Source organism: Streptomyces celluloflavus (genome assembly GCA_000720995.1).
Classification (GTDB): Bacteria; Actinomycetota; Actinomycetes; order Streptomycetales; family Streptomycetaceae; genus Streptomyces; species Streptomyces celluloflavus.
The window spans coordinates 20,356-43,423 of record JOEL01000018.1 but is presented as its reverse complement, the minus strand read 5'-3'; the positions used below and the strand labels follow the sequence as shown (position 1 = coordinate 43,423).

At 72.5% G+C, this 23,068-nt stretch carries 17 protein-coding genes; 7 read left to right on the top strand and 10 right to left on the bottom strand.

Going from position 1 to position 23,068, the window contains the following annotated elements:
* Positions 1-72 precede the first annotated feature (72 nt).
* Entirely contained in the window at positions 73-3,600 is a 3,528-nt protein-coding gene (gene metH, locus IH09_RS18755) for a methionine synthase (RefSeq protein WP_052857576.1), read from the bottom strand.
* A 262-nt stretch (positions 3,601-3,862) separates the two neighbouring features.
* Here metH and IH09_RS18750 point away from each other — a divergent pair, with 262 nt between their 5' ends.
* The 6 genes from IH09_RS18750 to IH09_RS18725 all read left to right on the top strand — a co-directional run bounded on the left by IH09_RS18750 (position 3,863) and on the right by IH09_RS18725 (position 11,013).
* The gene (locus IH09_RS18750) at positions 3,863-4,627 is read left to right on the top strand and encodes an IclR family transcriptional regulator (RefSeq protein WP_052857574.1); all 765 of its coding nucleotides are present in this window, start codon (positions 3,863-3,865) and stop codon (positions 4,625-4,627) included.
* 228 nt (positions 4,628-4,855) lie between these two features.
* Positions 4,856-5,662: an MIP/aquaporin family protein gene (locus IH09_RS18745; RefSeq protein ID WP_052857572.1), complete on the top strand. Its 807-nt coding sequence runs from the start codon at positions 4,856-4,858 to the stop codon at positions 5,660-5,662.
* Between the two features lie 50 nt (positions 5,663-5,712).
* A complete protein-coding gene (glpK, locus tag IH09_RS18740) occupies positions 5,713-7,305 on the top strand; it encodes a glycerol kinase GlpK (protein ID WP_052857570.1) in 1,593 nt (530 codons plus the stop codon).
* Positions 7,306-7,307: 2 nt separating this feature from the next.
* Positions 7,308-8,912, top strand: a complete 1,605-nt coding sequence (locus IH09_RS18735) for a glycerol-3-phosphate dehydrogenase/oxidase (protein WP_052857569.1) — start codon at positions 7,308-7,310, stop codon at positions 8,910-8,912.
* Positions 8,913-9,145: 233 nt separating this feature from the next.
* The gene (locus IH09_RS18730; RefSeq protein ID WP_052857567.1) at positions 9,146-10,216 is read left to right on the top strand and encodes an LLM class flavin-dependent oxidoreductase; all 1,071 of its coding nucleotides are present in this window, start codon (positions 9,146-9,148) and stop codon (positions 10,214-10,216) included.
* A 125-nt stretch (positions 10,217-10,341) separates the two neighbouring features.
* On the top strand, positions 10,342-11,013 hold the full coding sequence (locus IH09_RS18725; RefSeq protein WP_052857565.1) for a FadR/GntR family transcriptional regulator: 672 nt from the start codon (positions 10,342-10,344) through the stop codon (positions 11,011-11,013).
* A 41-nt stretch (positions 11,014-11,054) separates the two neighbouring features.
* Here IH09_RS18725 and IH09_RS18720 read toward each other — a convergent pair whose 3' ends face one another.
* The 8 genes from IH09_RS18720 to IH09_RS18685 form a co-directional block, all read right to left on the bottom strand.
* Entirely contained in the window at positions 11,055-11,846 is a 792-nt protein-coding gene (locus tag IH09_RS18720; protein ID WP_052857563.1) for an SDR family oxidoreductase, read from the bottom strand.
* A 134-nt stretch (positions 11,847-11,980) separates the two neighbouring features.
* A complete protein-coding gene (locus tag IH09_RS18715) occupies positions 11,981-12,814 on the bottom strand; it encodes an amidohydrolase family protein (protein WP_190233337.1) in 834 nt (277 codons plus the stop codon).
* Positions 12,814-13,830, bottom strand: coding sequence for an aldo/keto reductase (locus tag IH09_RS18710; protein WP_052857561.1), 1,017 nt, complete (start codon positions 13,828-13,830; stop codon positions 12,814-12,816). The genes IH09_RS18715 and IH09_RS18710 overlap by 1 nt, the downstream gene beginning before the upstream one ends.
* A 12-nt stretch (positions 13,831-13,842) precedes the next feature.
* Positions 13,843-14,877 carry an ABC transporter permease gene (locus IH09_RS18705; RefSeq protein WP_052857559.1) on the bottom strand — a complete coding sequence of 345 codons (1,035 nt, stop codon included), beginning with the start codon at positions 14,875-14,877 and terminating at the stop codon, positions 13,843-13,845.
* Positions 14,874-16,502: an ATP-binding cassette domain-containing protein gene (locus tag IH09_RS18700; protein ID WP_052857557.1), complete on the bottom strand. Its 1,629-nt coding sequence runs from the start codon at positions 16,500-16,502 to the stop codon at positions 14,874-14,876. The genes IH09_RS18705 and IH09_RS18700 overlap by 4 nt, the downstream gene beginning before the upstream one ends.
* Before the next feature lie 5 nt (positions 16,503-16,507).
* Positions 16,508-17,539 (bottom strand): sugar ABC transporter substrate-binding protein, encoded by a 1,032-nt coding sequence (locus IH09_RS18695; protein ID WP_052857555.1) that lies wholly within the window; start codon positions 17,537-17,539, stop codon positions 16,508-16,510.
* 43 nt (positions 17,540-17,582) lie between these two features.
* Complete coding sequence (locus tag IH09_RS18690; RefSeq protein ID WP_052857553.1) at positions 17,583-18,389, bottom strand: SDR family NAD(P)-dependent oxidoreductase; 807 nt, start codon at positions 18,387-18,389, stop codon at positions 17,583-17,585.
* Positions 18,386-19,783 (bottom strand): enolase C-terminal domain-like protein, encoded by a 1,398-nt coding sequence (locus IH09_RS18685; RefSeq protein ID WP_052857743.1) that lies wholly within the window; start codon positions 19,781-19,783, stop codon positions 18,386-18,388. The genes IH09_RS18690 and IH09_RS18685 overlap by 4 nt, the downstream gene beginning before the upstream one ends.
* 262 nt (positions 19,784-20,045) lie before the next feature.
* On the opposite strand from IH09_RS18685, the gene IH09_RS18680 reads away from it, so the two are divergent.
* Positions 20,046-21,260 carry a PAC2 family protein gene (locus IH09_RS18680; RefSeq protein WP_110952408.1) on the top strand — a complete coding sequence of 405 codons (1,215 nt, stop codon included), beginning with the start codon at positions 20,046-20,048 and terminating at the stop codon, positions 21,258-21,260.
* Positions 21,261-21,830: 570 nt separating this feature from the next.
* Here IH09_RS18680 and mshC read toward each other — a convergent pair.
* Entirely contained in the window at positions 21,831-23,060 is a 1,230-nt protein-coding gene (gene mshC, locus IH09_RS18675) for a cysteine--1-D-myo-inosityl 2-amino-2-deoxy-alpha-D-glucopyranoside ligase (RefSeq protein WP_052857551.1), read from the bottom strand.
* Positions 23,061-23,068: the final 8 nt, after the last annotated feature.

Below are 23,068 nucleotides of genomic sequence, written 5' to 3'. Positions count from 1 at the left end.
ACTCCCCGCACGGCCCCGCGTCGATCACGTGACCGGCCGTGTGACCGGCCGCCCGGCCGGTCACACGGTGTCTCACCTGGCGTTGAAGTACGTCGCCTCGGGGTGGTGGATGACGATGGCGTCGGTGGACTGCTCGGGGTGCAGCTGGAACTCCTCGGAGAGCTCGACGCCGATCCGGCCCGGTTCGAGGAGGTCGGCGATCTTGGCCCGGTCCTCCAGATCGGGGCAGGCGCCGTAGCCGAGGGAGAAGCGGGCACCGCGGTACTTGAGGGCGAACATGTCCTCGACCTCCGCGGGGTCCTCGCCGCCGAAGCCCAGCTCCGCGCGGACCCGGGCGTGCCAGTACTCGGCCAGCGCCTCCGCCAACTGCACGGACAGGCCGTGCAGTTCGAGGTAGTCGCGGTAGGAGTTGGCCGCGAAGAGCTCGGCGGTGGCCGCGCCGATCTTCGAGCCGACGGTGACGACCTGGAGGCCGACCACGTCCGTCTCACCGGACTCCTCCGGGCGGAAGAAGTCCGCCAGGCAGAGCCGGCGGCCGCGGCGCTGGCGGGGGAAGGTGAAGCGGGTGCGCTCGGTGCCGTCCTCGTGCAGCAGGATCAGATCGTCGCCCTTGGACACGCACGGGAAGTAGCCGTGCACGACGGCGGCCTCCAGCAGGTTGTCGGTCTGGAGCTTGTCGAGCCAGCCGCGCAGCCGGGGGCGGCCCTCGGTCTCGACCAGCTCCTCGTAGGTCGGGCCGTCGCCGGTACGGGCCTGCTTGAGGCCCCACTGGCCCTTGAAGAGCGCGCCCTCGTCCAGCCAGGAGGCGTAGTCGGCGAGCTGGATGCCCTTGACGACCCGGGTGCCCCAGAACGGCGGGGTGGGGACCGGGTTGTCGGTGGCGGTGGCGGAGCGCACCGAGCCCTCGGGCTCCTCCGCCTCCGGGGCGGCCGTCTCGCGCTTGGGCACCCGGCGCTGCTTGAGCTCCGGCAGGGTGGCGCCGGGGACGCCGCGCTTGACGGCGATCAGCGCGTCCATCAGGCGCAGGCCCTCGAACGCGTCGCGGGCGTAGCGGACCTCGCCCTCGTAGATCTCGTGCAGATCCTGTTCGACGTAGGCGCGGGTCAGGGCGGCGCCGCCGAGGATGACGGGGAAGTCCGCGGCCATCTTGCGCTGATTGAGCTCCTGGAGGTTCTCCTTCATGATCACGGTGGACTTGACCAGGAGTCCGGACATCCCGATGACGTCCGCGCGGTGCTCCTCGGCGGCCTCCAGGATCGCCGAGACGGGCTGCTTGATGCCGAGGTTGACGACGTTGTAGCCGTTGTTGGACAGGATGATGTCGACGAGGTTCTTGCCGATGTCGTGCACGTCGCCGCGGACGGTGGCCAGCACGATGGTGCCCTTGCCGTCGGCGTCGGACTTCTCCATGTGCGGCTCCAGATAGGCCACCGCGTTCTTCATGACCTCGGCGGACTGGAGCACGAACGGCAGCTGCATCTGGCCCGAGCCGAACAGTTCACCGACGACCTTCATGCCCTCCAGGAGGGTGTCGTTGACGATCTCCAGGGCCGGACGGTCCGCCAGCGCCTCGTCCAGGTCGGCTTCCAGGCCGTTCTTCTCCCCGTCGATGATGCGCCGCTTCAGGCGCTCCTCCAGGGGCAGTGCGAGGAGTTCCTCGGCCCGGCCGGCCTGCATCGACTTGGTGTTGACGCCCTCGAAGAGCGCCATGAGCCGCTGCAGCGGGTCGTAGGCCGGCTCGTCCCCCTGGCGGGGGCGCCGCCGGTCGTAGACCAGGTCGAGGGCGACCTCGACCTGCTCCGCCTCCAGCCGGGCGATCGGCAGGATCTTGGAGGCGTGCACGATGGCGGAGTCCAGGCCGGCCTTGACGCACTCGTCCAGGAAGACGGAGTTCAGCACGAGGCGGGCGGCCGGGTTGAGGCCGAAGGAGATGTTGGAAAGGCCCAGGGTGGTCTGGACGTCGGGGTGGCGGCGCTTGAGCTCGCGGATCGCCTCGATGGTGGCGATGCCGTCGCCGCGGGACTCCTCCTGGCCGGTGCAGATGGTGAAGGTCAGGCAGTCGATGAGGATGTCCGACTCCAGGATGCCCCAGTTGCCGGTGAGGTCCTCGATGAGCCGCTCGGCGATGGCGACCTTGTGTTCGACGGTGCGGGCCTGGCCCTCCTCGTCGATGGTCAGCGCGATCAGCGCCGCGCCGTGCTCGGCGGCCAGCGCGGTGACCTTCGCGAACCGGGATTCGGGGCCGTCGCCGTCCTCGTAGTTGACGGAGTTGATGACCGCCCGGCCGCCGAGCTTCTCCAGCCCGGCCCGCAGCACGTCCAGTTCGGTGGAGTCCAGCACGATCGGGAGGGTGGAGGCGGTGGCGAACCGGCCGGCCAGCTCCTCCATGTCGGCGACGCCGTCCCGGCCCACGTAGTCGACGCACAGGTCGAGCATGTGCGCGCCCTCGCGGATCTGGTCGCGGGCCATCTCCACGCAGTCGTCCCAGCGGCCCGCCAGCATGGCCTCGCGGAACCGCTTCGACCCGTTGGCGTTCGTCCGCTCGCCGATGGCCAGGTACGAGGTGTCCTGCCGGAACGGGACGGTCTGGTAGAGGGAGGCGGCGCCCGGCTCGGGGCGCGGGCTGCGCGGTGTCGGCGCCAGGCCCCGTACCCGCTCGACGACCTGCCGCAGATGTTCGGGGGTGGTACCGCAGCAGCCGCCGACCAGCGAGAGCCCGTACTCGCCGACGAACGTCTCCTGGGCGTCGGCGAGTTCGCCGGGGGTCAGCGGGTAGTGCGCGCCGTCCTTGCCCAGGATCGGCAGGCCCGCGTTGGGCATGCAGGAGATCGGGACGCGGGAGTTGCGCGCCAGATAGCGCAGGTGCTCGCTCATCTCGGCGGGGCCGGTGGCGCAGTTCAGGCCGATCATGTCGATGCCCAGCGGCTCCAGCGCGGTGAGCGCGGCGCCGATCTCCGAGCCCAGCAGCATGGTGCCGGTGGTCTCGACGGTGACCGAGCAGATCACCGGGAGCCGGGTGCCGGTGGCCTGCAGGGCGCGGCGGGCGCCCAGGATGGCGGCCTTGGTCTGCAACAGGTCCTGGGTGGTCTCCACCAGCAGGGCGTCCGCACCGCCGGCGATCATGCCCTCGGCGTTCTGCTGGTAGGCGTCGCGCAGCGTCACGTACGGGGCGTGGCCCAGCGTCGGCAGCTTCGTGCCGGGGCCCATCGAGCCGAGCACCCAGCGCTGCTGTCCGGTCGCGGCGGTGAACTCGTCGGCGACCTCGCGGGCGACGCGGGCGCCGGATTCCGAGAGCTCGAAGACCCGGCCGGGGATGTCGTACTCGGCGAGCGCGGCGAAGTTCGCGCCGAAGGTGTTGGTCTCCACACAGTCGACGCCGACCGCGAAGTACGCCTCGTGCACCGAGCGGACGATGTCGGGGCGGGTGACGTTGAGGATTTCGTTGCAGCCTTCGAGCTGCTGGAAGTCCTCCATGGTGGGGTCCTGCGCCTGGAGCATCGTGCCCATCGCGCCGTCGGCGACCACCACCCGGGAGGCGAGCGCCTCGCGGAGCGATTCGACGCGGGATGTGCTGGTGGACGATGGCGTGTACGAGGCCATGGAGATGCTCCCCTGGTTGCGACGGCTGTCGGCTTTGCGGCCTCCGGTAGAGGGCGCACCCGGCCAGCGTAGCTGGCGGCCCGCCGCAGGTGTTCCCCGTTCCACGGCGTGGACGGGGGGAAGGACGGCGGGGTGGCGACGGTCCGACGGCGGGGGCCGGTGCACCGTCCTTGATCGTTCATCGACCGGAATTGATCCCCTGGGTCGGCATGGGCCGATATCGTTCAGCATTGTCGAATCGCTCATTTTGGAGGTTGCCCTCATGGCACGCACCATCCAGTCGCTGGAGCGCGCCGCAGCGATGCTGCGGCTGCTGGCCGGCGGGGAACGGCGGCTGGGACTCTCGGACATCTCCTCCTCGCTGGGGCTGGCCAAAGGCACGGCCCACGGGATCCTGCGCACGCTCCAGCAGGAGGGTTTCGTCGAGCAGGACCCGGCGTCGGGCCGCTACCAGCTCGGCGCCGAGCTGCTGCGTCTGGGCAACAGCTATCTGGACGTGCACGAGCTGCGCGCCCGCGCCCTGGTGTGGACCGACGACCTGGCCCGCTCCAGCGGCGAGAGCGCCTATCTGGGGGTCCTGCACCAGCACGGGGTGCTGATCGTGCACCACGTCTTCCGGCCGGACGACAGCCGGCAGGTGCTGGAGGTCGGGGCGATGCAGCCGCTGCACAGCACGGCGCTGGGCAAGGTGCTCTCGGCGTACGACCCGGTGGCGCACAGCGAGGCCGTCGAGGCGACGCAGGAGGCGTTCACCGCGCGCACGGTGACCGGGCCGGCGGACTTCGAGAAGCTGCTGGACCTGACGCGGGCGCGCGGCTGGGCGGCGGACGTGGAGGAGACCTGGGAGGGCGTGGCGTCGGTGGCCGCGCCGATTCACGACCGGCGGCGGATGCCGGTGGGGGCGGTGGGGATCACCGGAGCCGTGGAGCGGGTGTGCCGGGACGGTGAACTGCGGCCCGAGCTCGTCGCCGCGGTGCGGGATTGCGCACGCGCGGTGTCCCGGGATCTTGGCGCAGGGCGATTCTGACCCGATTCACCCCATATGTTCATCTAGGTTTCTGGTCACGGAACTCTTGACGACGTCCGGTTGGTGAATAAAACTGCCGTTCGTCGGTCGACATTGTCGAACACCTCTCGGCTATCTTCGTTATGGTGGGGCAATGCCGCGGGCCGACCACCGCCCTCTCGGAGGGCGCGGGCCACCGGAGGGACCCGGGGTTCGCTTTTCTCTGGACGAAGGACAAAGGAGTCGCGGGTGTCCAGCTCCGACATCTTCATCAGCGAGACCATCGGTACCGCTGTTCTGATCCTGCTGGGCGGGGGCGTCTGCGCCGCCGTCACGCTCAAACGCTCCAAGGCGTACAACGCCGGATGGCTCGCCATCACCTTCGGGTGGGGCTTCGCGGTCCTCACGGGTGCCTACATCGCCGCGAAGTCCGGCGCGCACCTGAACCCGGCGGTCACGATCGGCCTCGCCATCAAGGGCGGCATCGAGTGGAGCCAGGTGCCGGTGTACTTCGCCGGTGAGCTGCTCGGCGCCATGATCGGCGCGGTGCTCGTGTGGATCACGTACTACGGCCAGTTCCGGGCGCATCTGACCGACCCGACGGTGCTCTCCGAGCACTACGGCTACCTCGACTCGGTCGACCACGAAGGCATGGTCGAGCAGTCCGCCTCGCCGAAGGCCGGTCCGGTCCTGGGCATCTTCTCCACCGGCCCGGAGATCCGCAACGTCGTACAGAACCTGGCCACCGAGATCATCGCCACCGTCGTACTGGTGCTGTCGATCCTCACTCTCGGCCTGAGCGCCGACGGCAAGGGCGTCGGTGTCCTGGGCTCGCTGCTGGTCGCGTTCGTCGTCGTCGGCATCGGTCTGTCGCTGGGCGGCCCGACCGGTTACGCCATCAACCCGGTCCGTGACCTCGGCCCGCGCATCGTGCACGCACTGCTGCCGCTGCCGAACAAGGGCGGTTCCGACTGGGGCTACGCATGGATCCCCGTCGTCGGCCCGCTGATCGGCGGAGCCATCGCCGGTGGCATCTATCAGGTGGCGTTCGCCTGAGCCGCACGACCGCCCCGCACGAGCCCGCACAGACTTCCTTGGAGCACACCATGAGCGACACCCACCACACCGGTACCTCCTCCCACAGCACTTCCTCCCACGGCCACGGGACTTCCTCCCACGGGCATGGCCCGTTCATTGCCGCCATCGACCAGGGCACCACCTCCAGCCGCTGCATCGTCTTCGACAAGGACGGCCAGATCGTCTCGGTCGAGCAGAAGGAACACGAGCAGATCTTCCCGAAGCCGGGCTGGGTCGAGCACGACGCGAACGAGATCTGGGCCAACGTCCAGCAGGTCGTCGCCGGCGCCGTCGAGAAGGCCGGGATCACCGCCGCCGACGTCAAGGCCATCGGCATCACCAACCAGCGCGAGACCACGCTGCTCTGGGACAAGAACACCGGTGAGCCGGTCCACAACGCCATCGTCTGGCAGGACACCCGCACCGACGCGCTCTGCAAGGAGCTCGGCCGCAACGTCGGCCAGGACCGCTTCCGCCGCGAGACCGGCCTCCCCCTGGCCTCGTACTTCGCGGGGCCGAAGGTCCGCTGGCTGCTGGACAACGTCGAGGGCCTGCGCGAGCGCGCCGAGCGCGGCGAGATCCTCTTCGGCACCATGGACTCCTGGGTCATCTGGAACCTCACCGGCGGCGTCGACGGCGGTGTGCACGTCACCGACGTCACCAACGCCTCGCGCACCCTCCTGATGAACCTGCACGACCTGGCGTGGGACGAGAAGATCCTGCACTCCATGGAGATCCCGGCCGCGCTGCTGCCGGAGATCCGGTCGTCCGCCGAGGTGTACGGCACCACCGCCCACGGCGTGCTGGCCGGTGTCCCGGTCGCCTCCGCGCTCGGCGACCAGCAGGCCGCGCTGTTCGGCCAGACCTGCTTCGAGCAGGGCGAGGCCAAGTCCACGTACGGCACCGGCACCTTCATGCTGATGAACACCGGCGCCGAGCCCGTCAACTCGTACAACGGGCTGCTGACCACCGTCGGCTACCGCATCGGCGACCAGAGCCCGGTCTACGCCCTGGAAGGCTCCATCGCCGTCACCGGTTCGCTGGTGCAGTGGATGCGCGACCAGATGGGCCTGATCAACAGCGCCGCCGAGATCGAGACGCTGGCCAGCACCGTCGAGGACAACGGCGGCGCCTACTTCGTACCGGCCTTCTCCGGCCTGTTCGCCCCCTACTGGCGCTCGGACGCGCGCGGTGTCATCGCGGGCCTGACCCGCTATGTCACCAAGGCGCACATCGCCCGCGCCGTGCTGGAGGCCACCGCCTGGCAGACCCGCGAGATCACCGACGCCATGACCAAGGACTCCGGCGTCGAGCTGACCGCGCTCAAGGTCGACGGCGGAATGACCTCCAACAACCTGCTGATGCAGACCATCTCGGACTTCCTGGACGCCCCTGTGGTGCGCCCCATGGTCGCCGAGACGACCTGTCTCGGCGCTGCCTACGCGGCCGGACTGGCCGTCGGCTTCTGGTCCAGCACCGACGAACTGCGCGCCAACTGGCGCCGGGCCGCCGAGTGGACCCCCCGGATGGATGCGGCCACCCGGGACCGCGAGTACAAGAGCTGGCTCAAGGCCGTGGAGCGTTCCATGGGCTGGCTCGATGACAGCACTGTCGAGGAGTAATCATGACCACCACGCAGAGCGTCCCGGCACTCGGGACGCACCCGGCCGACGGTTCGAACCCGAGCCGCGCCGAAACTCGGGAGCAGCTTTCCAAGGCGACGTACGACCTCCTGGTGATCGGCGGCGGCATCCTGGGCATCTCCACTGCCTGGCACGCCGCGCAGGCCGGGCTGCGGGTGGCCCTGGTGGACGCCGGCGACTTCGCCGGCGCCACCTCCTCCGCCTCCTCCAAGCTGCTGCACGGCGGACTGCGCTACCTCCAGACCGGTGCGGTCAAGCTGGTCGCGGAGAACCACTTCGAGCGGCGCGCCGTCTCCCGTGAGGTCGCCCCGCATCTCGCCAACCCCCTGACCTTCTACCTGCCCGTCTACAAGGGCGGCCCGCACGGCGCGGCCAAGCTCGGCGCGGGCGTCTTCGCCTACTCCGCGCTCTCCGCGTTCGGCGACGGCGTCGGCCATGTCATAAGCCCGGCCAAGGCCCAGCGTGATGTGCCGGAGCTGCGCACGGACAACCTCAAGGCCGTGGCCGTGTACGGCGACGACCAGATGAACGACTCCCGGATGGCCCTGATGACCGTCCGCGCCGCCGTCGCGGCCGGCGCCACGGTCCTCAACCACGCCGAGGTCACCGGCCTGCGCTTCACCCAGGGCCGGGTCACCGGCGCGGAGCTCAAGGACCGGCTGGACGGTACGGAGTTCGGCGTCAACGCCCGCCTGGTGCTGAACGCCACCGGCCCGTGGGTGGACCACCTGCGCAAGCTGGAGGACCCGAACGCGGCCCCCTCGATCCGGCTGTCGAAGGGCGCGCACCTGGTCCTCAAGCGGACCGCTCCCTGGAAGGCCGCACTGGCCACCCCGATCGACAAGTACCGCATCACCTTCGCCCTCCCCTGGGAGGACATGCTGCTGCTGGGCACCACGGACGAGGAGTTCGAGGGCGACCCGGCGGACGTCGCGGTCACCGAGAAGGACACCGCGCAGATCCTGGACGAGGCCGCGTTCTCCATCCGCGACCAGCAGCTCTCCCGTGACCTGATCACGTACTCCTTCGCGGGTCTGCGGGTGCTGCCCGGCGGCCCCGGCGACACCTCCAAGGCCAAGCGCGAGACGGTCGTCACCGAGGGCAGCGGCGGCATGCTGTCGGTCGCCGGCGGCAAGTGGACGACCTTCCGGCACATCGGCCGTACGGTCATGAACAAGCTCGCCGCGCTGCCCGGCCACCCGCTGGCCGACGACATGGAGCCGATCTCGCAGCTGCCGAAGAAGCTCCCGCTGCCCGGTATCGCCAACCCGAACGCGGTCGCGCACCGGCTGCTGATCGACGGCGGCACCCCGGGCCCGCGGATGTCCCCGGAGACCGCCCGGCACCTCGCCACCCACTACGGCTCGCTCTCCTTCGACATCGCGCGGCTGGCCAACGACGACCCGGCGCTGGCCGAGCGCATCCACCCGGACGCGCCGGAGATCTGGGCCCAGGTCGCCTACGCCCGGGACCACGAGTGGGCCGAGACGGTCGACGACGTGCTGCGCCGCCGGACGACCCTGACCATCCGCGGTCTGGACACCGAGGACGTGCGCGCCAAGGTGAAGGACATGCTGGCCGGCTGAGGCACGCCGACGGCACGTCATGGTGCCGGAACGATGGGGCGGTCCCTCCGGGGCCGCCCCATCGTCGTACCGCGGGCCGCGGCCGGGCCCCCGGCGCGGTCCCCGGTCAGCCCCGTGGCGGTGCCATGCGGCTGCCATACGGCGGCAACGTCCGGCGCGCACAGTGGGAGAACCCACCGACCGCCCCGGCACCCGCCGGCGGACCCGGGCGGCCCCGACGCCGGAAGGACACCATGAAATTCTCCGTGCTCTCGCTCATCGGCCACGCACCGCATCCGCTGACCGGTGAACTCCCCTCCCCCGCGGACCGGTTCGCCGAGGTCGTCGAGACCGGGGTGGCGGCCGAGCGGCTGGGGTTCGACGGATACGCCGTCGGGGAGCGGCACGCCGGCCCGTTCCTGTCGTCCAGCCCGGCGGTGGTGCTGGGCGCGCTGGCCGCCCGGACCACCCGGATCAGGCTGCTGACCGGGGTCACGGTCGTCGCGATCCTCGATCCGGTCCGGGTCGCCGAGGACTACGCGACCCTCACCCAGCTCGCGCGCGGCCGCATCGAGCTGGTCGTCGGCAAGGGCGCCGAGGCCGGGCACTTCGACCTCTTCGGACTCGACGAGGACCGGCAGTGGGACCTCCAGGCCGAGAAGTACGAGCTGCTGCGCCGGCTGTGGACCGAGGAGAACCTCGACTGGGCGGGGGAGTTCCGGGCGCCGCTGAAGAACGTGACGACGCTGCCGCGGCCCTACGGCGGGCTGCCGCGGATCTGGCACGGCTCCGCCACCAGCCGCAACTCCCCCGAGCTGGCCGCCCGGCACGGCGATCCGCTGTTCACCGCGAACGCGATACAGCCGCGCGCCGCGTACGCCGAGCTGATCGCGTACTACCGCGAGCGCTACGCGGCGTACGGCCACGACCCGGCCGGGGCGCGGGTCGCGGCGGGCTCCGGCGGGCTGCTGATCGCGGACTCCGACCGGCAGGCGGTGGCGCGGTACAAGGAGCTGTACGAGGCGCGGGTCGCGCAGACCTTCCAGCCGCACCTGGCGGGCCGGACGGGCTACAACACCCCCTTCCGGACCATCGAGTCCGCCATCGCCGACGGTCCGCAGCTGATCGGCGGCCCGCAGCAGATCATCGACAAGATCCTCGGCTACCACGAGGTCTACGGGCACGACCTCCAGTCGGTCACCGTCGACGGTTTCGGGCTCGGGCACGCCGAACAGCTGGAGACCCTGCAGCGGTTCGCCGAGGAGATCGCGCCCGTGGTCCGCCGCGAGGCCCCGAGCACGCTGTGGGAGCCGCCGCGGCCGTGACGGGGGCGGGCTCCCCCGGCGGACCCCGCACCGCCGCGGCCGGCCCGGCGGCGACAGGTCATAATGGGCCCATACATCGGATGTCTGTGCGGACGTCCGGGCGGGTCCTAGCGGGGAGGGCGGCCATGGCGGTCACCGACGAGGCGATAGAGAAGATCAAGGGGATGATCGTCTCCGGGGCGCTGCGGCCGGGCGACCGGCTGCCGAAGGAGAGCGAGCTGGCGGCCGGACTCGGCCTGTCCCGCAACTCGCTGCGCGAGGCGGTGCGCGCGCTCTCCCTCATCCGCATCCTGGACGTCCGCCAGGGCGACGGCACGTACGTCACCAGCCTCGATCCGCAACTCCTGCTGGAGGCCATGAGTTTCGTGGTGGACTTCCACCGCGACGACACGGTGCTGGAGTTCCTCGCCGTCCGCCGGATCCTGGAGCCGGCCGCCACGGCGATGGCGGCCGGCCGGCTGGCACCGGAGCAACTGGACGCCCTGGAGGACCAGTTGAACGCGCTGGGCCCGGAACCCTCCGTCGAGGACCTGGTCGCCGGCGATCTGGAGTTCCACCGCGGGATCGTCGCCGCGTCCGGCAACTCCGTGCTCTGCTCGCTGCTGGACGGCCTGTCCGGGCCGACCACCCGGGCCAGGATCTGGCGCGGGCTGACGCAGAAGGACGCGGTGCGGCGCACCCTGACCGAGCACCGGGCGATCATCGGCGCGCTGCGGGACCGGGACGCGGAGGCGGCGCGGGCCTGGGCGACGGTGCACATCGCGAGCGTGGAGCAGTGGCTGCGCTCGACGCTGTGACCGGCGCCCCGGTCACCGGGTGCCCGCGCCCCGGCGGCGGATCAGACCGCGAAGCCCCCGTCCACCGAGATGGCGGCGCCGGTGACATACCGCCCGCCCTCGCCCGCCAGATGTGCCACGGTCGCCGCGACATCCGACGGCCGCCCGTACGAGCCGAGGGCGGTGAGCCCGGCCTGCAGTGCCGCGCTCTCGCCGTCGGCCGGGTTCATATCGGTGTCGATGGGGCCGGGGTGCACCAGGTTGACGGTGATCCCGCGCGGCCCCAGCTCCCTGGCGAGGGCCTTCGTCAGTCCGGTGAGCGCGGCCTTGCTGGTGGTGTAGAGGGCGCCGCCGGGGAAGGCGGACCGCTCGGCCATACAGCTGCCGATGGAGATGATCCGGCCACCGTCGGCCAGGTGCGCGGCCGCGGCCTGGGCGGCCAGGAACGGCGCCCGGACGTTGGTCTGCAGCACCCGGTCGACATCGGCGAGGGAGACCCCCTCGAACGGGCCGATCAGGCCGACGCCCGCGTTGTTCACCAGGATGTCGAGCCGTCCGAACCGGTCCGCGGTACCGGCCACCGAGGCCCACACCGCTTCCGGGTCCCGGCTGTCGGCCCGTACCGCCCAGGCCCGTCCGCCGTCCCGTGTGATCCGCTCGACGACCTGCGCCGCGCGGTCCTCACCGTGCTGGTAGGTGAGCGCCACCGCCGCGCCGTCGGCCGCCAGCCGCAGCGCGATGGCCGCCCCGATGCCGCGGCTGCCGCCGGTCACCAGGGCCACCCTGCCGTCGAGCGGCCGGGTGCCGGTGTCCGCCGCGGCCGTCTCTGTCGCCGTCCCGGCGGGGGTCGTCATCGCCATCGTCCTCATCACCTTTGCATCGAGCATGGTTCCCGCACCGCGGTCCGCCGCGGTACGACTCGATCCTGCGGTGAGGCGGCGCCCGAAGCTGGCGGAATCCGGACGTCGCTGTGGAGTGCTGGGCTGGGCTATCCGGCCGCCACGCGGTACACCCGCCCGGCCGTCCCCCCGAAGACGGCGGACCGCTCGGCCGGGGTGAGGTGGCCGGTGGCCGCTTCCGCGAGGGCGACGACATCCGCGTAGCCGGCGGCGAGGGTGCACACCGGCCAGTCGGAGCCGAAGAGGACCCGCTCCGGTCCGAAGGCGTCCAGGACGTGCCGGGCGTACGGCAGGATCTGCGGAGGCCGCCAGGCCGCCCAGTCGGCCTCGGTGACCAGGCCGGACAGTTTGCAGCTGACGTTCGGCAGCCGGGCCAGGTCCGCGATCCCGGCCGCCCACGGCTGCCAGTCCCCGCGCGCCACCGCGGGTTTGGCCGCGTGGTCCAGGACGAAGGCCAGCTCCGGCAGGGCCCGTACGGCGGCCAGTGCGGCGGGCAGTTCGCGCGGGGTGACCAGCAGGTCGTAGACGAGGCCCGCGCCGGCCACGGCGCCCAGGCCGCGCAGCACGTCGGGCCGGGTCAGCCAGTCGGGGTCCGGCTCGTCCTGCACCTGGTGGCGGATGCCGACGAGACCGGCGGGCAGCGCGGCCAGCACACCGGCCAGCCCGGGGTCGGTGAGATCGGCCCAGCCCACCACACCGCGCACCGGCCCGTCCCCCGCCGCCACGGCCAGCAGATCGGCCGTCTCCGCGTACGAGGCCGAGGACTGGACGAGCACGGTGGCGTCCACGGCGTGCGCGGCCAGGTGCGGCACCAGGTCGGGCAGCGCGTAACTGCGGCGGATCGGTTCGGCCCAGGCCCCGTCCAGCCACGGCTGGTCGCGCCGGGTCAGGTCCCACAGGTGGTGATGGGCGTCGATACGCATCAGGGGTGTGCTCCCGGTTCGGCGAGGGGCAGCGGCAGGTCCGCGTCGAGCAGACCGCGGGCCACCAGGGTGTGCCACAGCTCGTCGGGGATGTCACGGGTGAAGAGCGCGGCGTTCTCCACGACCTCCCCGGGGGTGGCGGCGCCGACGACGGCCGCGGCGACGCTGGTGTGCCCGAACGGGAAGCGGAGCGCGGCGGCCTTGAGAGGGACATCGAACTCGGCGCAGACGGCGGCGAGTTGCCGGGCCCGGTCGAGCAGGGCGGCGGGCGCGGGGGCGTAGTCGTAGGGTGCGCCCGGCGACGGGTCGGCCAGCAGACCGGAGTTGTAGACGCCGCCGACCACCACCGACGTGCCGCGGCGCGCGCACACCGGCAGCAGTTCGTCGAAGGCGGTGCGCTCCAGCAGGGTCCAGCGGCCCGCGCAGAGCACCACGTCCACGTCGAGATCGGCGACCAGCCGGGCCAGCGGACCGCTGTGGTTCATCCCGAAGCCGATGGCCCGTACGGCCTTCTGGTCGCGGAGTTCGGCGAGTGCCGGGAAGCCGGTCTCGTAGACCTCGCGCAGATGGTTCTCCACATCGTGCAGATAGACGATGTCGACGGCGTCCACGCCGAGCCGGGCCAGGGACGCGTCGAGGGTGGCCCGGATGCCGTCGCGGGAGAAGTCCCGTACCCGGGCGCGCGCGGGGGCGTCGACGAAGCCCTCGCCGTCGGCCGCCTCGCCCGGCGCGAGCGACCGCAGCCGGCGGCCGACCTTGGTGGAGAGGGTGTACGCACCGCGGTCGTGGCCGCGCAGCGCCCGGCCGAGGCGCTCCTCCGAGAGGCCGGCGCCGTAGTGCGGGGCGGTGTCGAAGTACCGGGCGCCGGTGGCGAAGGCGGCGCGCACCACGTCCTGTGCGCGCTCCTCGGGGACGGCGCGGTAGAGGTTGCCCAGGGGTGCGCAGCCCAGGCCGAGGGGCGGAACGGTGACGCCGCTGCGCCCCAGCTCCCGTGGTCCGTACGGTGCGGACGGCATCGCGGGCACCCTTCAGTCCTGCTGTTCGCCGCTGGTGAAGCGGGAGATGACCAGCGCGATGATGATGATCAGGCCGTTGAGGAACTGCGTCCACAGCGGCGGCACCCCGCCGAGTGTCATCACGTTGATGACGAGTTGGAGGGTGAGGACGCCGGTCAGTGCGCCGAAGAGAGTGCCGCGGCCGCCCTTGAGGCTGATCCCGCCGATCACCGCGGCGGCGAAGACCTGGAAGATCCAGCCGTTGCCCTGGCTCGCGGAGACGGCGCCGTAGTGGCCCGTGTAGAGGATGCCGGCGAAGGCCGCCAGGACGCCGCCGACGGCCAGCACGATCCAGGTGATCCGGTCCACCCGGATACCGGCCGCCTTCGCCGCCTCCGGGTTGCCGCCGATCGCGTACAGCGCCCGCCCGTGCCGCAGATAGCCCAGCGCCGCGCCGCCGAGCGCGAAGAGGGCCAGGCAGATCCAGACGGCGGCCGGGACGCCGAGCCAGTCGGCCTTGCCGAGGTAGGCGAAGGACTCCGGGACGTTGCCGATGGAGCGGCCCTCGGAGATGCCCACTTGCAGGCCGCGCAGCATGGTGAGCATGCCGAGGGTGGCGATGAAGCCGTTGACCCGCAGTCTGAGGATGAGGAAGCCGTTGGTGGCGCCGACCGCCGCGCCCACGGCCAGGCAGAGCGGGATCGCCGTCCAGGCGGGGAAGAGCTCCAGGCCGGCGAAGCGGGCGCCGTGCGCGGGCATCACCAGCCACAGGGCGATCACCGGCGCCAGCCCGATGGTCGATTCCAGCGACAGGTCCATCCGTCCGCTGATCAGGATGAGCGCCTCGCCGAGCACCAGCAGGCCCAGTTCGGTGGACTGCTGGATGACGCCGATCAGGTTGTCCCGGGTCAGGAAGGCGGGCGAGACGATGAAGCCGATGACGCCCAGCACGAAGATCACCGGTACCAGGGAGAAGTCCCGCCAGCGGGCCAGGCCGGGCCACGGCCGGGCCCGGCCGGGCACCCCGGCGGCCGCCTCGGTGGCCGGCGGCGATGCGGTCTCGGTCATGGCGCGGTCCCTTCCGTTCCGTCCGTGCTGTCGGTGCCGTCGGTGCCCGCCGGCCGTCCCGGGTACCGTTCGCGTGGTCCGCCGGGCCCGCTCCCGCCGGCCGCCATCCCCTCCATCGCCGCGACGAGTTCGTGATCGCTCCAGCCGCTGCCGAACTCGGCGACCACCCGGCCGTGGAAGACGGCCAGTACCCGGTCGCAGACCCGCAGATCGTCCAGTTCGTCGGAGACGATCACGGCTCCGCTGCCGCCGTCCGCGACCTCCCGGACGACGCCCAGCAGCGCCTCCTTGGACCTGACGTCCACGCCGTTGGTGGGCCGGACGGCGACCAGCACGCTCGGCTCGCGGGCCAGGGCGCGGGCGATGACGACCTTCTGCTGGTTGCCGCCGGAGAGGCCGGCGACGGGCTGTCCGGGTCCGGTCGTCCTGATGTCCAGCGAGGTGATCATGCGGTGGGCGAACTCCCGGGTCCTGGCGGGCAGTACGGTCCCCAGCGGCCCGAGCTGGTCGGCGACGGTCAGGGTCGCGTTCTCGGCGACGCTGCGGCCCGGGATCAGCCCCTGGCGGTGCCGGTCCTCGGGGACGTAGCCGATGCCCGCCTCGATGGCGTGCGGCACGCTGCCGGTACGGACCGGCCGGCCGCGCACCGTGATCCGGCCGCCGCCCGGCGTCCGCAGCCCGGCCAGGGTCTCGCCGATCGCGGTGTTCCCGCTGGCCGTCGCGCCCGCCAGGCCCACCACCTCACCGGCCCGTACGGTCAGGTCCAGCGGTGCGAACCGGCCGTCCAGCACCAGCCCTTCGGTCCGCAGCACCGGCTCGCCCGCGGGGGGCCCGGCCGTGCGCACCGGGCGGGCCGCGGCCGGCTCCTCCCCCGTCATCGCCCGCACCAGTTCGGTCCTGGGCAGCCCGGCGACCGGGGCGGTCAGCACATGCCGGGCGTCCCGGAAGACGGTGACGGTGTCGCAGAGCTCGTAGACCTCCTGGAGGTGGTGCGAGATGAACAGGAAGGCCACGCCCTGGGCGCGCAGACCGCGCAGCTTGCCGAAGAGCCGCTCGATACCGCCCGCGTCGAGCCGGGCGGTGGGCTCGTCGAGGACGATCAGCCGGGCGCCGCAGGACAGCGCCCGCGCGATCTCCACGAACTGCCGCTGCTCGACGCCGAGATCCTTGATCCGGTCGGCCGGGTCGACCGCGACACCGTACTCGGCGAGCAGTTCGCGGGCGCGGGCGCGCAGGGTCCGCCAGCGGATGGCGCGGCCGCCCGGGAAGCGGTTGAGGTAGAGGTTCTCCGCGACGGTCAGCTCCGGCACGGTCATCGACTTCTGGTAGACGCAGGCGACCTTGCGCTGCCAGGCGGCGGTATCGCCCCAGCCGGGCGCGGGCGCACCGCCGAAGGCGACGGTGCCGCCGTCCGGCCGCACCATCCCGGTCAGCACGGAGACCAGGGTGGACTTGCCCGCGCCGTTGCGGCCGACGAGCGCGTGCGCCTCCCCGGGCCGCACCGTCAGGTGGACGCCGTCGAGGGCGAGGGTGGATCCGTAGCGTTTGACGATGCCCGTGGCGCGGACCGCGGGGTCCGCGGCGGGCCCTGCGGGGCCGGGCGCGGTGTGGCCGGTGCTCGCCACCGCCGTTACTTCTTCTTCTCTAGCTGGTTGGCCCAGAGCTTCGTGTCGTCGACGTTGTCCTTGGTGACCAGGGGCGCCGGCAGCTGGTCCTCCAGACCGTTCTTGATCTTGACGATGGTCGAGCCGTGGTCGGTCGGGCCGGGCCGGAAGGTCTTCCCGGCCAGCCCCGCCCTGGCGTAGAAGAGCGCGTACCGGGCGTAGAGATCGGCCGGCTGGGAGAGGGTGGCGTCGATCTTGCCGGCCCGGATCGCGGCCAGTTCGTCCGGGATGCCGTCGTTGGAGATGACGGTGATGTGGCCGGCGCTCCCGGCCGGCCGGAGCCGCTTCTGCTGCTCCAGCAGGGCCAGCGTCGGCTGGAGGAAGGCGCCGCCCGCCTGCATGTAGATGCCGTCGAGGTCGCCGTGCTGGGCGAGCAGGCTCTGGAGCTTGGCGGAGGCGACCTCGCCCTTCCAGTCGGTGGCCAGCTCGTGCACGGTGATCTTGGGGTACTTCTGCCGCATACAGGCCGCGAACGCCTCGGAGCGGTCCCGTCCGTTGATCGAGCTGAGGTCGCCCTGGAGCTCGGCGACCCGGCCCTTGCCGCCCAGCTTCTTGCCCAGGTAGTCGCAGGACTTCTCGCCGTAGGCGCGGTTGTCGGCGCGTACGACCATGTAGACCTCGCCCTCGTCGGGGCGGGTGTCCACGCTCACCACCGGGATCTTCTTCGCCGCCAGCCGCTGGAGCTCGGCGGTGATCGCACCGGTGTCCTGCGGGGCCATCACGATCGCCTTCGCGCCCTGGTCGGTGAGCGCCTGCACATTGGCCACGACCTTGGCGATGTCGTTCTGCGAGTTGGACAGCGGCAGCGCGGGCACCTTGTCCCGGTCCAGGTCCTTCTGCAGGTACTGCTGGTAGGAGTTCCAGAAGTCGGTATCCGTACGGGGCATATCGATACCGATCTTGCCGCCCGCGGTGTCGCTGCCGCGGTTGCAGCCGGCGAGCGCGGCGGTGGCGAGCAGGACGGCGCAGGCCGCCGCGCCGGTCGTACGCAGTCTCATGGAGGTCCCTCGGTCGTGGGGTGCGGCTCGGGTGCGGTCGGGGTCAGGTGGCGGGGCGCAGGCGCAGGCCCTGCATCCCGCCGTCGACGGCGAGTGCGGTGCCGGTGATGCCGGAGGCGGCCGGGGACGCCAGGTGGGCGATGGCGGCGGCCACTTCGGCGGCGGTGACCATCCGGCCCATCGGCTGGCGGGCGTTGAGCGCGGCACGTTCGGCGGCCGGGTCGTCGGCCTGGTCCAGCAGCCGGCCGACCCAGGGGGTGTCGGCGGTGCCGGGGTTGACGCAGTTGACGCGGATGCCCTCGCGGACGTGGTCGGCGGCCATCGCGAGGGTCAGCGAGAGGACCGCGCCCTTGCTCGCGCTGTAGAGGGCGCGCTGCGGCAGCCCCGCGGTCGCGGCGATGGAGCAGGTATGGGTGATGGAGACGTGGCCGGGGCGGCCGGCCGCGGCGCGGCGCAGATGCGGCAGCGCGGCGCGGGCACCGCGCACCAGCCCCAGGACGTTGACCTCCAGGACGCGCTGCCACTCCGCGTCGTCGTTGTCCTCGACGGTGCCGACGGCGCCGATACCGGCGTTGCCGACGAGGGTGTGCAGGGTGCCCAGCTCCGCCACCGCCTCGTCGACCGCGGCCCGTACGGCGGCGTCGGAGGTCAGATCGGCCCGCACCGGGAGTGCCCCGGCGGGCGCGCCGGACGGGTCGCGGTCCAGCACGGCGACCTTGGCGCCGCGGTCCAGCAGCAGGGCGGCGGTGGCCGCGCCGATGCCGGAGCCGCCGCCGGTGACGAGGGCGCCCATCCCCTCGAAGTCGCGTAGCTGCCCGGACCGCGCCGCGGTCCGCTGTCCGTCGGTCATGCGGAGACTCCTTCTTCGCCGTTCCTGCCGTACCCGCTCTGCTCGTTCTGCCCGTCCGGGGCGGCCGGTACGTCCGGTGCGTCCCGGGGGCGCCGCCGGGCACGCCACACCGGCCCGTCGGGGAAGCGGTGGGCGGCGACCGATTCGGGCCGCATCCGGGCCGAGAACCCGGGCGCGGCCGGGGCCCGGTAGCGGCCCCGCTCCACCACGACGGGTTCGGTGAAGTGCTCGTGCAGATGGTCGACGTACTCGATCACCCGGTCCTCCCAACTGCCGGACACCGCCACGTAGTCGAACATCGCGAGGTGCTGCACCAGCTCGCACAGCCCCACCCCGCCGGCGTGCGGACAGACCGGTACGCCGTACTTCGCGGCCAGCAGCAGGATCGCGAGATTCTCGTTCACCCCGGCCACCCGGGCCGCGTCGATCTGGACGAAGTCCACCGCGCCGGCCTGCAACAGCTGTTTGAAGACCACCCGGTTGGCGACGTGCTCGCCGGTGGCGACCTTCACCGGCTGCCCGGCGCGCACCGCCGCGTGGCCCAGGACGTCGTCCGGGCTGGTCGGCTCCTCGATCCAGTGCGGGGCGTACGGCGCCAGCGCGGTCATCCAGCGGACCGCTTCGGCCACGTCCCAGCGCTGGTTGGCGTCGACCGCGATCCGTACGCCGGGCCCGACGGCGTCCCGCGTGAGCCGCAGCCGCCGCAGGTCGTCGTCGAGGTCGGCGCCCACCTTCAGCTTGATCTGCCCGAAGCCGTCGGCCACCGCCTCCCGGGCGAGGCGCACCAGTTTGGTGTCGTCGTAGCCGAGCCAGCCGGGCGAGGTGGTGTACGCGGGGTAGCCCTCGGCTCTGAGGCGGGCGGCGCGGGCGGCCCGGCCGGGCTCGGCGGCGCGCAGCAGGGCCAGCGCCTCTTCGGGGGTCAGCGCGTCGGTCAGATAGCGGAAGTCGACGAGCGAGACCAGTTCCTCGGGGGTCATCGCGGCGAGGAACTCCCAGACCGGCAGGCCCGCGCGGCCGGCCGCCAGGTCCCAGGCGGCGTTGACCACGGCGCCGGCCGCCATGTGCAGCACGCCCTTCTCCGGGCCGAGCCAGCGCAGCTGGGAGTCATGGGTGAGGTCGCGGTGCAGCGCCGCCAGACCGGCCGCGGTGGTGGGCGCGGGCCGCCCGACGACGTACGGGGCGAGCGCCCGGATCGCGGCGGCCATCACGTCGTTGCCGCGGCCGATGGTGAAGCAGAAGCCGTATCCCGGCGTTCCGCCGTCGGTGTGCAGCACGACGTAGGCGGCGGAGTAGTCGGGGTCCGGGTTCATGGCGTCCGAGCCGTCGAGCTGCTCCGAGGTGGGGAAGCGGACATCGTGGACCTCCAGCTCCGTGACGGTGTCGGTTACGGCCATGCGCACGCCCCCTGAGGTGCCGCGGAAGAACATCGGACCTTTCCTGGTCATCCGATGTATAGCCCTGCCCGCAAGGCAGCGTCCAGACCCCGTACGGAAGTTGAACGAACAATCCCGGAAACAGGTCGGATGAATAGGTACGCCTTCTTGCACAGGGGCTGCGGACGGGCACCCCGGACGCCGTAGTGTGGGGAACGCACGTAACGGAACTGCTGCCGGCGGCCGCCCCGAGGCGGTCCGACCGGTCGGAAGGAGGCGCTGGGTGATCGAGCTGGAGGGGGTGCCCGAGCTGATCGACCCGGTCATGGTGGCCGCGTTCGAAGGCTGGAACGACGCCGGCGACGCCGCCTCCGCCGCCGTCGCCCATCTGGACCGGGAGTGGAAGGGCCAGGTCTTCGCCGCGCTCGACGCGGAGGACTACTACGACTTCCAGGTCAACCGCCCGACCGTCTTCCTCGACGGCGGCGTCCGGAAGATCACCTGGCCCACCACCCGGCTCTCCGTCGTCCGCGTCGGCGACGCCGACGGCAAGGGACACCCCCGCGATCTGGTCCTGGTCCGCGGTGTCGAGCCCAGCATGCGCTGGCGGTCGTTCTGCAACGAACTGCTGGGCTTCGCCCACGAGCTGGGCGTGGAGATGGTGGTGGTGCTGGGCGCGCTGCTCGGCGACACCCCGCACACCCGCCCGGTCCCGGTCAGCGCCGTCACCTCGGACGCCGACCTCGCCGCCCGGCTGGATCTGGAGGAGTCGCGCTACGAGGGCCCCACGGGCATCGTCGGCATCCTCCAGGAGGCGTGCACCCACGCGGGCGTCCCCGCGGTCAGCCTGTGGGCGGCGGTGCCGCACTACGTCTCCCAGCCGCCCAACCCGAAGGCCAGCCTCGCCCTGATCAACCGCCTGGAGGACCTGCTGGGCGTACGCATCCCGCTCGGCGAGCTGAGCGAGGACGCGCGCGCCTGGCAGCTGGGCGTCGACCAGCTGGCGGCCGAGGACAGCGAGGTCGCCGAGTACGTCCAGTCGCTGGAGGAGGCGCGCGACACCGCGGAGCTGCCGGAGGCGTCCGGCGAGGCCATCGCCCGCGAGTTCGAGCGCTATCTGCGGCGCCGCGACCCGCAGGCCGGACCGGGGGTGGCGACCGAGGGCGGGCTCGCCGACGGCCGCGACGGCGGCTATCTGCGCGACCCGGCGGGCGGCCGCACCCGGCCGGCCCGGCCGGTGTCCAAGGAGCCGCGCGACACCGGGTCCGCCGCCGACGGCACGGAGCCGGCGAGCACCGGTACGACGGACGCCGAGGGCGGGACCGCGCCGTCCACGACGCCCGCGGACACCGCCGGCCCGGCGGCCGCACCCGCCCCGGACGCCTCTCCCGCCCCCGACGCCGCGGACACCCCGGACCTCTCCGACGGCCCGGACGCCGCCGGCGCCGAGAAGCCCGCGGACGGCCCCGCGGACAAGGACACCGGCACCGGGCGCTGAGCCCGCTCCCGCCCGCGCACCGCACCGGGGGCGCCGGACCGGCCGCACCAACGGCCGTCCGGCGCCCCCGTTCCGTACCCGGCGGACACCCGGTGGGGGCGTCGCGGGTCACCCCGCCGTCCTCGTGTCGGGTACCAGAGGGCGCGCCTTGCGGGTGGACGTCCCGGGCAGGCGGCGAGCGGCGAGCGGGCCGTCCGGTCCTGGTACGGCCTGACGTCCCGCCATCTCGGCACCGCCGGGCCCGCGTTGACGAACGGCGGCACGCCGTCGCTCCGGCGAGGCGGCGGTCCGGCGACGACGGCCGCCCGCAGCCCTGTTGGTTCCGTCGCATCCACCGGCCCGGCGCGGACCTGATCCCCCTCAACCGCGCTGCCGGACTTCCGGCCGCTGCGGCAGCGCGGGCCGATGACCGAGTGACGGACGGCGGACGGCGGACCGCGGACGGCGGCAAGGAACCGTCAGGCTTCAGGCCACCGGCAAGGCACCAACAAGAAAGAGGGGCGCCCCCGCCATCCGGCGGAAGCGCCCCAGGGTCGGCGGGCGGAGGTCAGCGCGGCGCCGTCGGCACCGTCACAGGGCCACGCCCAGGAGCGCGTCGACGGCGCGCGACACCAGGCCGGGGGCGCCCTCGTCGCTGCCGCCATCGGCCTGTTGCGCGGCGGCCCAGCGGTCGACCGCCGCGAGCGCGGCGGGCGAGTCCAGGTCGTCGGCGAGGGCCGTGCGGATCTCCTCCAGGAGGGCGTCGGCGGGCGGTCCGTCCGGGCGGGAGACGGCGGCGCGCCAGCGCGCGAGCCGCTCCTCGGCCTCGGTCAGCACCGAGTCGGTCCACTCCCAGTCGGCGCGGTAGTGGTGGGCGAGCAGCGCGAGGCGGATCGCGGCCGGGTCGGTGCCGGCCCGTCGCACCGTGGAGACGAAGACGAGGTTGCCCTTGGACTTGGACATCTTCTCGCCGTTCAGGGCCACCATCCCGGCGTGCACATACGCCTTGGCGAACGGGTACTCGCCGGTGAGCGCCTGGGCGTGCGAGGCGCCCATCTCGTGGTGCGGGAAGGCGAGGTCGGAGCCGCCGCCCTGGACGTCGAAGCCCATGCCCAGATGCTCCAGGGCGATGGCGACACACTCGATGTGCCAGCCGGGGCGGCCCCGGCCGAGCGAACCGCCGTCCCAGCTCGGGTCGCCGTCGCGGGCGGCCATCCACAGCATCGGGTCGAGCGGGTTCTTCTTGCCCTCCCGCTCCGGGTCGCCGCCGCGCTCGGCGGAGAGCAGCCGCATCGCCGCGGCGTCCAGCCCGGAGACCGCACCGAAGTGGGCGTCGGACGCGACGGAGAAGTAGATGTCGCCTTCGAGCTCGTAGGCGGCACCGGCGTCGAGCAGCCGTTCCACGAGCGGCACGATGCCGGGTATCGCCTCGACGGCGCCGATGTAGTGCCGGGGCGGCAGCATCCGCAGGGCCGTCATGTCCTCGCGGAACAGGGCGGTCTCGCGCTCGGCGAGCGCCGTCCAGTCGTCGCCGGTGGCGACGGCCCGCTCCAGCAGCGGGTCGTCGACATCGGTGACGTTCTGCACGTAGTGCACCTGGCGCTTCGTGTCGAGCCACACGCGCTGAACCAGGTCGAACGCGTTGTAGGTCGCCGCGTGCCCCATGTGGGTGGCGTCGTACGGCGTGATGCCGCAGACGTAGATACGGGCGACGGGACCGGGGTCGAGGGATACCCGTCCGCCGGTCGCGGTGTCGTGGATCCTCAGGTCGCGGCCCTGGCCAGGCAGGGCGGGGACCTCAGAAGCGGGCCATGCATGCATGCATTGAG